13 protein-coding genes are annotated in these 13,111 nt (G+C 37.7%); 3 read left to right on the forward strand and 10 right to left on the reverse strand.

Going from position 1 to position 13,111, the window contains the following annotated elements:
* Positions 1-217 precede the first annotated feature (217 nt).
* Positions 218-1,135, forward strand: a complete 918-nt coding sequence (locus U0R11_RS09540; protein WP_406751473.1) for an alpha/beta hydrolase fold domain-containing protein — start codon at positions 218-220, stop codon at positions 1,133-1,135.
* A 287-nt stretch (positions 1,136-1,422) separates the two neighbouring features.
* Here the strand turns inward: U0R11_RS09540 and U0R11_RS09545 are convergent, their stop codons facing one another.
* From U0R11_RS09545 to U0R11_RS09590, 10 genes are all read right to left on the reverse strand, one after another.
* Complete coding sequence (locus U0R11_RS09545; protein ID WP_406751474.1) at positions 1,423-2,487, reverse strand: nucleotidyl transferase AbiEii/AbiGii toxin family protein; 1,065 nt, start codon at positions 2,485-2,487, stop codon at positions 1,423-1,425.
* A gap of 3 nt (positions 2,488-2,490) precedes the next feature.
* Positions 2,491-3,267, reverse strand: a complete 777-nt coding sequence (locus U0R11_RS09550) for a DUF6577 family protein (protein WP_406751579.1) — start codon at positions 3,265-3,267, stop codon at positions 2,491-2,493.
* Between the two features lie 727 nt (positions 3,268-3,994).
* Positions 3,995-4,159, reverse strand: coding sequence for a hypothetical protein (locus tag U0R11_RS09555; protein WP_406751475.1), 165 nt, complete (start codon positions 4,157-4,159; stop codon positions 3,995-3,997).
* Positions 4,160-4,612: 453 nt separating this feature from the next.
* Positions 4,613-5,398 (reverse strand): MvaI/BcnI family restriction endonuclease, encoded by a 786-nt coding sequence (locus tag U0R11_RS09560; RefSeq protein ID WP_406751476.1) that lies wholly within the window; start codon positions 5,396-5,398, stop codon positions 4,613-4,615.
* Positions 5,398-6,180, reverse strand: coding sequence for a DNA-methyltransferase (locus U0R11_RS09565; RefSeq protein ID WP_406751477.1), 783 nt, complete (start codon positions 6,178-6,180; stop codon positions 5,398-5,400). The genes U0R11_RS09560 and U0R11_RS09565 overlap by 1 nt, the downstream gene beginning before the upstream one ends.
* Positions 6,181-6,415: 235 nt before the next feature.
* Positions 6,416-6,697, reverse strand: coding sequence for a rhodanese-like domain-containing protein (locus tag U0R11_RS09570; protein ID WP_269004077.1), 282 nt, complete (start codon positions 6,695-6,697; stop codon positions 6,416-6,418).
* Between the two features lies 1 nt (position 6,698).
* Positions 6,699-6,998 carry a rhodanese-like domain-containing protein gene (locus U0R11_RS09575; protein WP_406751478.1) on the reverse strand — a complete coding sequence of 100 codons (300 nt, stop codon included), beginning with the start codon at positions 6,996-6,998 and terminating at the stop codon, positions 6,699-6,701.
* A gap of 4 nt (positions 6,999-7,002) precedes the next feature.
* Entirely contained in the window at positions 7,003-7,773 is a 771-nt protein-coding gene (locus U0R11_RS09580; RefSeq protein ID WP_406751479.1) for a PASTA domain-containing protein, read from the reverse strand.
* Between the two features lie 143 nt (positions 7,774-7,916).
* A complete protein-coding gene (locus U0R11_RS09585) occupies positions 7,917-9,251 on the reverse strand; it encodes a Gfo/Idh/MocA family protein (RefSeq protein ID WP_406751480.1) in 1,335 nt (444 codons plus the stop codon).
* Between the two features lie 29 nt (positions 9,252-9,280).
* Complete coding sequence (locus tag U0R11_RS09590) at positions 9,281-10,642, reverse strand: 3-keto-disaccharide hydrolase (protein WP_406751481.1); 1,362 nt, start codon at positions 10,640-10,642, stop codon at positions 9,281-9,283.
* Between the two features lie 206 nt (positions 10,643-10,848).
* Between U0R11_RS09590 and U0R11_RS09595 the strand changes: the two genes are divergently transcribed.
* Positions 10,849-12,012, forward strand: a complete 1,164-nt coding sequence (locus U0R11_RS09595; protein ID WP_406751482.1) for a trans-sulfuration enzyme family protein — start codon at positions 10,849-10,851, stop codon at positions 12,010-12,012.
* A 3-nt stretch (positions 12,013-12,015) separates the two neighbouring features.
* Positions 12,016-13,104 carry a complex I subunit 1/NuoH family protein gene (locus tag U0R11_RS09600; protein WP_406751483.1) on the forward strand — a complete coding sequence of 363 codons (1,089 nt, stop codon included), beginning with the start codon at positions 12,016-12,018 and terminating at the stop codon, positions 13,102-13,104.
* The last annotated feature ends 7 nt before the right edge of the window (positions 13,105-13,111 follow it).

Genomic DNA, 13,111 nt, shown 5'->3' on the forward strand with positions numbered 1-13,111 from the left:
GGTTAGATCCCGTATCTGACGAGGAATATGATTTAGCGCATCTTGATTCATAGATTTCGGGTCAAAATGATTTCAATGAAATTCTGATTCCATGAACATGAGCTTATCTGTGCGTGTATAATTAGAAATAAATGAGTATTTGTTTTGATGGCATTATACAGTTCAAAATATTGGAGGTTTTAAGTAAGAACATATATTTTAACCCATAATAAACAACATGAATAAATTAAGAATTATCCTGCTGGTACTTTTCACCTCGGCATTTAGTTATGCCCAACCACCATCACCCAGTCAAATTCAAGGCCGTTTACCCAAAGGGACAATCATCCACGGCAATATTCCCTACCATAATGATACCCTCAGGAAACATTTATTGGATATTTACCAGCCTGCCCAGGTTCAAGGAAAGACGCCTTTGAGCGGCAATCCCTTGGTGGTATTTATTCATGGTGGAGGATGGATTGGTAATGATAAATATGCCGATATGGGCTACATGACTGAAACCATCAACGCCATGTTGGAGCATGGTTTTACGATTGCATCGATTGATTACCGTTTTGCCCAACATGCTGTTTTTCCTGGCATTTTACAAGATTGCAATAAGGCTGTTTCATTTCTTTATGACAATGCCGACAAGTACCAAATAGATAAAACCAAAATTGCCCTAATGGGCTTTTCAGCGGGTGGTCATTTAGCCGCTTTGATGGGTACTTCTCATAATAATAAATTGTCAAATTTATATTCTCCCAATGCGTATCGATCGTTTCGATACAAGGCTGTTGTGGATTATTATGGTCCAACAGATCTGACCATTTTTCCGGGAGCAGAAGATCCAAAATCGCCAGAAAGTATTTTGATAGGAGCGACGCCAGTGGACCGTCCTGATTTGGCAAAGGCCGCAAGTCCCTTAACTTATATTGATAAAAGTGACCCTCCATTTCTGATTTTTCATGGCGAAAAAGACAATATGGTTTCTAGTAGAAATTCTAAGCTATTAAGCTCATGGTTAAATCATTATGGCGTAAAAAATGAGCTAACCATTGTGAAAGATGCCCCGCATTTTGGTAAGATGTATGATGTGGAGGAGCTAAGAAAAAAGGTGATTGATTTTCTAAGCAGGGAGTTTAAAAAATGATCACATTGATTCGCTTTTATCGGAAAAATAATCATTGACCGACCAAGATCGAATAGGGAATGATAAACCAAATCATTTTATCCCCATAAATTCTAGTATTACCTAAATATCGCCAGAGCATCTAAGAAGAAGGTGTTTTGGCGATATTTTTTAGGATTGTTGGTGGGTTAGCCTAGGCTTTCTAAAAGAGTGTGTGGCGTGGTGTTTTTTGAGATTCTAAAAACCAATCCATTCGGATTAATTTACATGTAGAGGTAGGTGGTTCAAGACAGCCAAACTAATTTGGCCTATTTTGATAGTTCAAAAATTTTATACCAATAGAAAAATGCTTCTGGATTGGATTTTTTCAATTTATTCAGTTTAGTGTTCATTGGTTCAGTAATTACCCAATCCTTCACCTCTAATGGATTATTGAATTTTATCATGGTTTTCGCATCATTTGAAATTAATACGGATAAATATGCTGCTTTAGAAGCATGTAAGATTGCTTTTTCAATGTGGTAGCTTTCGGAAAATATAAAGCCACTTACTCGTTGAGTTCCCAGTTGTAATTGTTCAAATTCTCCTTTTCCATCGGTACCTCGAGTAACTATGCAAAGTGAGGTTTGTATAATGTCTTCTAGCACGTCTTCTACAGTCAATTCATTTTGATTACGATAGGTTAATTCAGTAGCTGCAAAATGGCGAAAAGTAGATTTAATTATTTCAATTTCACTAGTTACGTTAAATAAATTACCAATATCATAGAGTTGTTTCATAATTTCCATACCCATGCTGTCCTCTTTTTTGAAGTATGGAATTCCACTTGTATTTGGAGCAAATGCTGTTAGTTTATCACCTAGTAAGCCTTCTAAACAAGGTACATCTACTAAAAGTGCTTCGTCTTTAATTGGGACAAATAGAGATTGAATGGGAATTTTTATAACTCTTTGGTAAGTTATTTCTTCAAATAATATATCCAGCAATACATATTCTTCCTCTTTTTTTGATTTATGGGTAGGTATGTAGAAAAATTTATAATGTTCTTTTTTAATATGTGATGAAGTACTTCTGTGCTGCAATTCTTTGCGGATAAAGCCTTGTTCTTTTGAAACACTGTCAAGGATATCTTCTAAATTTATTGGCGCATGGGGTAAAACAATATCGATATCAATGGATAATCTCTTGGTGGAATTCATATGTAGCATTAATGCTGTACCACCTTTAAAAACAAATGGTAGTTTCATTTTTACAAGTCCTTCTAATAAAAGCAAAGCGCGAATTACTTTCTCTACAAGGATTTTGTCCGCATTGCGGTTTTCTTTAGAAACCTTATTAATCCAGTCTATTGAAATCTCTTTCTGGCTAATCATTTTCTATAAATTGGCAGCCAATTTTATATTTTGCCGTAAATTTGAAATTGAATTTAAGTATTTGGAAAAGCTTTCTTTCTTTCCTCTTCTACTTGCATAGCGCAACATTCTATTTTCATTTACTGAATATTTATTAAACGCTTCCAAAAAAAGTGTACGCATTTCAGCACCTTGTTGCGAAGGGAAAATTACATCATCACAAAAGACATCAACTAGCATTTTTTCTAAAGATGCGGTATTTATTCCTTTTATGCTTTGAAGTGGAGCTTCTGAAACAAGAGAACGTATAATCAATGACTCCTTTTCCCTTGGAGCATATTTTTCCAATAAGTCACTTGTAGGTTCAATAAAAACAGAATATTGGGCATCCTTTAAAAAATAGAATACGGACTGTGTTGCTTCTTTTTCCACTTCAATAAGCAAATAAAAGCGTCCTGGTTGATGTAGCATAAATTCATTTAGCGCCGAGGTATTCCAAATACATATTTTCAGGTAGGGAAATGATTTTATAAGTTTATGATGAATCGTTTTCATTTTTGGCGAAACGTCGGGAATGAAGTTTCCCTTTTTTCCAATAATAAATTTTCCTCTCCCAATACGGTTTATTAAGCCCATTTGAACTAATGAATATACCCTCCAATTTACGGTAGTTTGCTTAATGTCTGAATCAAGTTCTTGGTAAAATGCAACAATATCCTTTGTGTCAAAGCTTTTTCCGCTTCTAAAATTGTTCCTGATTTTGTCGATATTTAATTTATCTGTTGCGATGGTCGTATGAATTTTTCACAAATATACGAAAAACTATAATACGGCAGTAAATGTAAAAAATTGCCGATAATTAGAAATAGTAAAAAGGGTGGAGAATATCAAAACTAACACTAACTAGCTATTCGAAATGACCCTTCGGAACATGTCGAATTTCCTATAATAATAATTTTACTTAGCATAGAATACTAAGGCATTTCTTTTTTTTCATAAAAAAAGAAACAAAAAAAAACAGAAGAAATACGGTTAATCCTAAGACGAATTCTGCTGCGCAGAACCGATTGTCTCTCCGAATTGGGCTGTTAGAATGTAGAATGGAAAAGTAGAATGCAGAATCCAAAAATTGATAAGAAGATCAAAGTCATTCAAGCATTCATAATTTATCATTTACAATTTCCTTCTCGCTTGCCGCTTCGCTCAAGCTTCGTTCCAATCTTTCGTTGGGATTAACCTTTCAATGTAGAATACAAAAAAAGGCCTTATTTAATGATTTAATAAAATGAATGCTTAAAATGGATTGTATTGTCCATAAACAAATTGACCGTTGGGGAAATAAACCTTTATCTTTCTTAAGAAATGTCCCCAGGTAACATTTACTCTATGGTAAGGGTGATTTTCCTTCCTAGACCCACTTCTAGAATCGTATATCAAGTTGAATTTGAATATCAAATTGACCATCTCCAATCCTGGAGATAAAACTTTATTTTGTTCCTGTTTTTTCAGCCAATTGTTCCTGCGTCATTCAACATAAACATCGTTCTTCTTTTAAGACTTCACCAATGGTAAAAGCATGGGCTTTTATTTCGAAATCGATTCTTTTTACAGAACCAGTTTTACCATATCGATTTTCAAGATGTTCTTCAAAAGTCGTGAAGCCTGGGTTATTCTCTTTTTTAGTGGTTACCATTTTCGTGATTTTATTTATTCAACTTATTTGGCTATAATTTTTAATGCTCTTTCAATTTCTGCTAGTGGTGGTTTTTGAGAATTTTTCTTGTGCTATTTAAAAAGTCGAGAATTAATCATTGTATTAGTTGATTCGACTTAACTTTTCCATTTAACATTTAAAGCACTCGCCAATTTAACTTAGAAAGAAACAAATTTGCAAGCATTGTGGCACTGTCTTGTTCCATCAGTAATTTGATTTTATTTGGAATGATAAATTCCTTTTATTTGTTGTTTGATGTGGACTTGCTTAAGATTTTGAAGAATTTATAGGTTTAAACTGCAAACGAAAGGAAAAACCTTGTAATGTTAGTGCAGATTTATAATTTTTAGGCATTTCAATACCAATGTTTACGATGAGCACGAAACCCTGCCTATTGCAAAGTTGGTTTCAGACGCTGTCCTTTCTACAATTTTATACGATTATCGTCGCTTTTTGATAAAGTTCGGGTAAGCAATTTTGTCGCATTCGGAATTTAGTCCCGTGATTATGTCCAGTTCTTGCGTCAAAGTCAACAAGAATATTTCCTTTTTCAATTTGGGCTAAGAAGCCATCAAAGTTGAATTTTTGTAACATTGTTACTTTACTATATTTATAAAATTCTTTGTCGCCGTCTTTTTTAACTTCAGCCTGAACGTAAAAACAGTTTAATAATTTTGTTCCAGCTTTATTTGAGAGGTCGTCAAAACCCCAATATGGTTGCGGTTCAAGTTGACCTAAACCAATTTTTTTCTGAACTTGTATTAGCCATTCGCTGTGTTTCTCCACTACTTTGCTACTATCAAATGAAATTAAAACCTTACTGTTTATTCTGTCAATAATAACTTGAAAACCTCTGTCGCTTGGAGAAAGTCCATGAATAGTTTGGCGAAAACTCATTTCATTTTCAGTGTATTTTTTGCCAGCTTCTTGGTGCTTCCAGCCATAATTTAAAAGTAAAATTTGAGGTACAAATTTTACTGCTCTTGGTGAAGGTTCAATATGAAATAATGTTGTCAACGAACTTGTGTTTATTCGTTGAGACTTTAATTCCCATTCAGCTGCATTAGGAATAGGTAAATTATTTTCTGTGATGCCTAATAAGTCCTCTAATGTGTTACCAATGCCACCGTGGTTTCCGTGTCTTGCATTGTCTATCCAACCTCTGTCTGCAATACTTTGTAATTCTTTTATTAAGTTGTCCTTTGTATATATTATCATTATGTTTCTTGAAATAATGTAGCTGTTTTGAACTTCAAAAGTTCACTTTGTTTTTTGTTACGTTCAATTCTTCTTTCTGACATTTCACAATAGTCCGGTGAAAGGTCTATGCCGATATAATTTCTTTTAAGTCCCAATGCTACAATGGCTGTAGTGCCACTACCCAAAAATGGGTCTAAAATGGTCTTGGCGTTTGTTGAAGAAATAATTCTGTCAATTAGAGCAACAGGAAATGGTGCAGGATGTTCATTATTCATCTCTTGCGTAAACTCCCATACATCACCATAAGCATTAGCCTTTGGTACAAGTTTGAAGTCTGGTTTTGGTATCATATAAATTACTTCATAGGTGGGTAGAAAATATCCTGGATTAAAGTTTATTCCACCTTTTCGTTTCCAAATAATTATTTGTCTAACTGGTAAGTCTCTAATAATATCGTTACGATTTTGGATAAGTCCATCTTGAACACGCCATTTGTGATTATAAAAAATTGCACCGTCATTTTTTATTAATCGATACATTTCTTTTAGGCAGTTGTGTTGCCAGTCAGCATACTCGTCATTTGGAATGTTGTCGTTGTAATGGCTATAACCATTTTGTAATGCGTTGCCTGCCCATTTTCCACTAGTTGTATTGGCTTTCATTCCATTGCCTGTTGAGTTTTTCAAGTTGTATGGAGGAGAAGTAACTGCAAGGTCAATACAGTTATCAGGCATTTGTCGCATAATAGTTAAACTGTCTCCACAAATTATATTATTAATGTAGTCGTCTGGGAATGTCATTTGTCAAATTTCGTGTTTCCAAAGTTACATTTTTTTGTCGGTTTGGATGTAGCAATGTTGGATTTTTAGGGTAGAATAAAATTGTTTATACCAATTATAAACCTACCTTATTTTACCTTAAAAAACTTTATATTTTGTGATAATATATCAACATTTTTTTCCAGCATTTTATCTGACTAATATGTGTTTAAAAGCAAATAAATCCATTCTGAAATTATAATCTATCGTCAAATCCCTAAACCCCCAAATACCCCTCCAATCCCCCTTCCAGGTTCTGACATGCTATACCTTTCGCCAATAGCAATCGACAAGCGATGTAGCTCTGCGTACCATTATAACAAAGGACGGTGATGGGTTGAGGGATCTGTTGGACCTCTTCGATACGGTCCAATAATTGATCAAGGGGAATATGAACACCTCCCAGATTAAAGTCGTCCCATTCGCGAGGCGTACGTATATCCAGGAGGTGTAAGTGGCTGATTTGTTCTTTGAAAGAAACAGCCGAAATGGATTGCATCTTAATAGCCAGCAGCCTGCCAAGCGAGCATTCCGCCTAGTAGATTACGGACATTGCCGTAGCCTTCACTGCTCAAATACTGTTGCGCACGGCCAGAACGTGCTCCTGAGCGACAATGCACGATGATTTCCGCATCTTTATCTGCTTTAATTTCATCCAATCTTTCAGGTAATTCTCCCAAGGGAATTAATTGAGCTCCAATGTTGAACTCATCATATTCATTTTCTTCACGGACGTCAATGATGTACATTGCCTCATTTTTGTCCATTCTTTCCTTTAATTCTTCTACTGTAATATCCATGTGATTATTGATTTTCTCCACCGCCTACTACCCAAAGATCAATCGTATCTCCTGGGTGAATGCTTGTTCCTGTGCATGTGGCACAAACTTGTTTAAATACGACTCCCGGTTGGTAGGCATCATTGGCTTCGTAATAAATTTTACCTACGGTCAGGTTCATCCCTGCCAAAATGATGTTGACCTCATCCAAGGGTTTACCCACTAAATCGGGTAATTCCATTTCCACATTCGCCGTACCATTACCAATGAATAAATCCACCATAGTTCCTTTTGGAATCGTAGCTCCAGCCTCGATCTTACGTCCATTCACTTGCATTTCAATCACCTCCTTCACTCTTGGATCATTGATTTCATGCACAATTCCTTTTCTCAATCCAGAAATCAACAATTGCTGCTCGGCACTTCGCACCGATAAGCCTATCAAGCCGGGCATTTTGATGGTAGGAGGGGTTTCAGAATTGATGGTGATGTAAATTTTTCTTCCCGACTTCACCAAGGCATTGGGTAAAGGGTATTGAGAAAGTATGGTCAAAGGAGGTTTATCTGCGGTAAAAGTGCAATCGGAAATTTCATAGGTGAGGTCATTGGATTCTACCAATTCCTCCATTTTCTCCATGCTCATTCCCTTCAAATTAGGCACTTTGATGGTTTCCCCATGATGGGTGCTCCAAGGCAAATACACAAAAAAGAACCCGAAAAATAAAACCAGAAATAAGGAGATCAGAATCGCGATGTGCGTGTACAGATCTTTTTTGGTTTGGGTAGGGATTTTCATCATGAGGGATGCGTTCAAATATTGGATGCAAGTTAGGGAATTGTCGGGAAAACAAAAACCCATTTTGTCAACCGATTCCTTTGTTTGGACATAAAAAAACCGGGTAGTCTTTCAACCACCCGGTCCATATACTCAGCTGATTCTTAGTATTTGAATACTTTTGAACCTGCCATTACTTCTTGTGTTTTCTCGTTGAAGGTAACACGCTCTCCTGTACGATATGCGGCATTGGCCATGATCGTTGCAATGGAGTGTTGGTAACCTGCTTCAATCGGAGCATTGGGAGTTTTGCGTGAACGTACGCATTGCATCCAGTTTTTAATGTGCTCAAATGTTAAGCTATCACCACCCGTGTTAGATCCTGTCTCTACTTTAGGACCTTCAATTTTCAAAGTTGGCAATAAATTTGCCTGCATGCCCATACCTCTTGCTTCTCCTTCTGTCAATCCACCATTGGGTGAAATCATGTTGGTATCTAAGTTCAACTCACCACCGTTGGAGTAGTAAATTTCTTTAGTACCACCGGCTGAGTTAGAGAAACGAGACGTAAAGCTTACTTGGAAGCCTTTGTTCGGTTGATCTGCTGGGCCGTAATCAAACACCGTGGTCATGGTATCAGGATTTTTGCGTCCGTCGTTCCATTGGTAAATTCCTCCATTTGAAACGGCAGAACGTGGATGCGCTAAGCCAGAGAACCAGTGTACGGTATCAATTTGGTGCGACATCCATTGACCTGGAATTCCAGAAGAATATGGCCAGAATAAACGGTATTCTAAATATTTACGAGGATCAAAGGAGTCTTTAGGACGGTTCATTAAGAATCGGTTCCAATCAATATCTGATTCCTTTAAGTCTTTGCAAAGGTTGACTCTTCTCCAGCGACCTGGTTGGTTGACGTTCCACATCAATTCCACCATTTTGATATCACCGAACTTGCCCGACTTGATGAACTCATCAGCTGCCCAGTAGTTGGCACCACTACGACGCTGAGATCCGATCTGAACAATTTTACTGGATTCCTTTACGGCTTTTAATACAGCACGAGCATCTTCCATGGTTTCAGCCAATGGCTTTTCTGCATACACGTCACAACCCGCTTTCACGGCTTCAATCGTGTGCAATGCATGTTGGAAATCGGCTGTTGAGATAAATACAGCATCTACGCCTTTGGCGGCATATAACTCGTCGTTGTTACGGTATGTCGTGATTTTGCTTCCTAATTGGGATTCCAAATAAGCCTTTCCTTCTTCGCGTCTACGGTTCCAAAGGTCAGAAACTCCCACCATTTCAAAATTCATTTCTTTTTGTAAAATTTTGAATGGAGGAACGTGTGAAGAACGGTGACGGTCAGAAAAACCTACACAGGCTACACGAACACGGTCATTTGCTCCAATAATCTTGCTATAAGATTTAGGACTGAAGGCAAATGTTCCTAGGGAGGCAACAGCGCTCTTTTGGATGAAATCTCTTCTTTTCATGTTAAAATTATTTTTTGAGGTATCGGTTATTAGTTAATTTCTCTGATTTTGATGTTCTTATAAAAAACAGAATCTCCATGTTCTTGCAACAAGATAGGTCCTTTCGCTTTCATACCAAAACCAGGCCATTTACTGTATTTACTATGGGCTACTAAAACTTTGTAAATATTGCTTCCACGAACATATTCGATCACTTTGAAGCCATTTAGCCAGTGCTGAACCACATTGTTAGGATAAACCACCACACGACCACGATTCCAATCACCAATCTTTTTGATAGCACGTTTGTCTTTGTCGGAAGGAATCAAATCATATAAACTAGACAAAGTTCTATTGCCTACTGTTCCTAATTTAGCATCTGGGTGCTTATCGTCATCCAATACTTGGAACTCTAAACCGATGGCCGACATGCCTGAGTTATAGGATTCATCCACAAAGTATTTCACACCAGAATTAGCTCCTTCGGTTAATTTGAAATCAAATACCAATTCAAAAGCACCGAATTGATCATTGGTTAAAATATCACCACCATTTCCTGATTCTTTACCACCTTTACTATTCACATGTAAAGTACCATCAGATTCTACCGTCCAAACCGACGGAGGTGCCGTAGTTTTGAAAGCCGAACGCCAGCCGCTTAAATCTTTACCATTAAACAATAATTTATAACCTTGTGCTTCTTCTTGTGGCGAAAGGGTATTTAAGGTATAATTTTCAACAGGTGTCGTTTTGTCCAAAGGACGAGGGCGCATTTGGCTTCCTGTCTGAATCTTGATGTTTTTCCACATCACCTGTGTTCCTTCTTTTTGATCTTTACCAATGGCATGAACTTGGAAAGCAATGAATCCTTTGGCCGTCATATCATCCACCAAATAAGTGACTGGGATGTTATTCACCCAAGTGCGGATGGTCGTTCCGATAGCCTCTATACGATAGTGATTCCACTCGCCTTTTTTGAAAGCTTTTTTGGCAGCTACATTTTCTTCAACAGGATATAACCAGCCACGACGAGCCTCATCGTATAGGCCACCTGACCAAGCACGGTCCGAAGGGTCAATTTCCACTTGATATCCATGAACACGTCCATTCATGACATCAGGAGAGGATAGGCTACGGATTTGTATACCTGAGTTCATGGAGTTATCCACTTTCAAGTCCACTTCTAAGATAAAATCACCATATTCTTTTTCGGTTGCCATGAATGAATTGGGAGTATTGGCTACGGTAGTTCCTACCATGACACCATTTTTCACTTCGTATTTGGCTTGTCCGTTGAGTTGTTTGAATCCTTTGAACGTTTTACCATCGAAAAGATTGGCCCATTGTTCATTTTGTGCCAGAGCAGGCAACAATACCCCTAAACTAAGGAGTAGGGTAAATAATTTTTTCATAGTTTCTTTTAATTGTATTAATTACTCGTAAAAGTCCAAAAAAGAATTGATTTACTCAAATTATCCTGATTAATCCTCGAATTTTTCTATAGGGTCTTGACCTTTTTATTAAAAAGGATGAATTGGGCAGAGAATCCATTCAGCTGAAATATTAAATTTGATTTTCGGGCTATTCCATTAAATTTGTAGATTAAATTTTCGCCTATATGAAGAAACAAACCCAAGCTATCCGAATTCAAGCCAAGCGATCACATAACCGTGAGCACTCGGTGCCTTTGTACCTTACTTCAAGTTTTACCTTTGATGATTCAGAGCAGGGAAGAGCTATTTTTGCAGAAGAGATTCCTGGTAATATCTATTCTCGTTACCAAAATCCCAACGTAGATGAGTTTGTGGAGAAGATGTGTATGTTGGAAAATGCGGAAGCTGGTTTAGCTTTTTCTACCGGGATGGCGGCTATTTTTTCTTCCATAGCTGGTTTATTGAAGCAAGGAGATCATGTGGTAGCATCCAATGCGCTATTTGGATCTGCGATTCAAATCTTAACTAAAATCACCGCAAAATGGGGCATAGAATGCACTTTTGTGGATGGTCACGACATCAAAGCTTGGGAAGCAGCGATTAAGGACAATACAAAATTCTTTTTCTGTGAAAGTCCTTCCAATCCTGGTTTGGATTTAATTGATATTGCGGAATTAGCTGAATTGAGAAAGGGAAAGAATATCATTTTAGCGGTCGACAACTGTTTTGCTACGCCTATTTTGCAAACACCTTTGGATCTTGGAGCTGATTTAGTTATTCACTCGGCTACGAAATACATTGATGGACAAGGACGTGTGCTAGGAGGGGTAGTTTGTGGAAAAGCAGAATACATCACTGAAATTCGTTTTTTTGCTCGTCATACCGGTCCATCTTTATCTCCTTTCAATGCTTGGGTATTGTCGAAAAGCTTAGAATTATTGGATTTACGCATGCAAAAACACTCGGAAAATGCCTTGGCATTAGCAGAGGCTTTACAAGGTCATCCAGCCATACAAGCAGTTAAATATCCTTTCTTAGCGAGTCATCCACAGTTTGAGTTGGCGAAAAAGCAAATGAAATATGGAGGAGGAATTCTGACTTTGGACATCAAAGGTGGTTTTGCTCAAGTACAAAAATTAAGTCAATTGCTTCAAATCGTTTCTATTTCACCCAATTTAGGAGATACCCGTACTATTTTAACGCACCCAGCATCAACCACCCACTCGAAACTATCTGCAGAAGATCGTGCGGCAGTGGGAATTACGGACGGACTTGTGCGTGTAGCAGTAGGTTTGGAAGCGATTGAGGATTTAAAAGAAGATTTCTTAAACGCGTTAAATCAACTCTAATCCATGTGGATAGCCCTAGTGGTCTGTTTGGTTTTATTGACGATCAATGTGGTGGTGGGTGTTTACGTGGAGCGTAAATTATCTGCCTTCATGCAGGACCGACTAGGGCCTATGGAAGTCGGTAAATGGGGCTTACTTCAGGTTTTTGCAGATTTATTGAAATTGTTCCAAAAGGAAGATATTGTTCCCGCATCGGCTCAAAAGCAATTGTTTTTATTTGCTCCTTGGATTATATTTTTAGCTGTATTTGGTTCCTTTTCTGTGATTCCATTGAGTTCGGGTAATTTTCTGCAAGGTAGCCAAACCGAAATGGGCATTATGTTACTGATGGGAATCGTGTCCTTGGACTCCTTGGGAATTTTATTGGCAGGGTGGACTTCCAATAATAAATATTCCCTATTAGGGGCTATCCGATCTGCCGCACAGCTGATTTCTTATGAGATTCCCATGGGATTAAGCATACTTTGTGTGGTATTAATCTCCTCTAGCTTAAATTTACAAGAGATTGCTTTGCAGCAAGGAATCTTTAGTCAACAGACCAATTACCTTTTTGGTTTGTCTTTTTTGAATTGGGATGTAACGCAGGTAGGAGGGATATTGACCTGGAATGTAGTTCGTGTACCTTTCTTTTTCTTCTTGTTCATTTTGTTTTTTATCACCAGTTTGGCAGAAGCCAATCGAGCGCCATTTGATATACCAGAAGCAGAATCTGAATTGGTAGGTGGTTTTCATACAGAATACGCAGGTATGCGCTGGGCCTTATTGTTCTTGTCGGAATACGGCATGATGCTCTTGGTCAGTGTATTAGGTGTCATACTTTTCTGGGGGGCTTGGTATTCGCCATTTCCAAATATAGGAAGTTTACGACTAGCAGATTGGACCAATGGTACGCCTGGGACCATTACGGCCACCATCTTGGGATTTATCTGGTTGATGTTAAAGACCTATGTATTGATTGCCATTCAAATGTGGGTTCGTTGGACTTTACCTCGTTTACGTGTGGATCAATTGATGTATTTATGCTGGAAAGTATTAACTCCAGCTGCTTTGGCTTTCGTCGCAATATCTTCGATTTGGTCGATGTTCATGTAATTTCATT

The sequence above is a fragment of the Aquirufa salirivi genome, assembly GCF_045310485.1.
Taxonomy (GTDB): Bacteria; Bacteroidota; Bacteroidia; order Cytophagales; family Spirosomataceae; genus Aquirufa; species Aquirufa salirivi.

What these genes read in the sequence shown, in the direction of transcription:
- U0R11_RS09565 (WP_406751477.1), bottom strand. Translation starts at nt 6,180, where the DNA reads ATGACATTCCCAGACGACTACATTAATAATATAATTTGTGGAGACAGT.
- U0R11_RS09545 (WP_406751474.1), bottom strand. Translation starts at nt 2,487, where the DNA reads ATGATTAGCCAGAAAGAGATTTCAATAGACTGGATTAATAAGGTTTCT.
- U0R11_RS09600 (WP_406751483.1), top strand. Translation starts at nt 12,016, where the DNA reads ATGTGGATAGCCCTAGTGGTCTGTTTGGTTTTATTGACGATCAATGTG.
- U0R11_RS09575 (WP_406751478.1), bottom strand. Translation starts at nt 6,998, where the DNA reads ATGGATATTACAGTAGAAGAATTAAAGGAAAGAATGGACAAAAATGAG.
- U0R11_RS09585 (WP_406751480.1), bottom strand. Translation starts at nt 9,251, where the DNA reads ATGAAAAGAAGAGATTTCATCCAAAAGAGCGCTGTTGCCTCCCTAGGA.
- U0R11_RS09570 (WP_269004077.1), bottom strand. Translation starts at nt 6,697, where the DNA reads ATGCAATCCATTTCGGCTGTTTCTTTCAAAGAACAAATCAGCCACTTA.
- U0R11_RS09590 (WP_406751481.1), bottom strand. Translation starts at nt 10,642, where the DNA reads ATGAAAAAATTATTTACCCTACTCCTTAGTTTAGGGGTATTGTTGCCT.
- U0R11_RS09560 (WP_406751476.1), bottom strand. Translation starts at nt 5,398, where the DNA reads ATGATAATATATACAAAGGACAACTTAATAAAAGAATTACAAAGTATT.
- U0R11_RS09540 (WP_406751473.1), top strand. Translation starts at nt 218, where the DNA reads ATGAATAAATTAAGAATTATCCTGCTGGTACTTTTCACCTCGGCATTT.
- U0R11_RS09580 (WP_406751479.1), bottom strand. Translation starts at nt 7,773, where the DNA reads ATGAAAATCCCTACCCAAACCAAAAAAGATCTGTACACGCACATCGCG.
- U0R11_RS09555 (WP_406751475.1), bottom strand. Translation starts at nt 4,159, where the DNA reads ATGGTAACCACTAAAAAAGAGAATAACCCAGGCTTCACGACTTTTGAA.
- U0R11_RS09595 (WP_406751482.1), top strand. Translation starts at nt 10,849, where the DNA reads ATGAAGAAACAAACCCAAGCTATCCGAATTCAAGCCAAGCGATCACAT.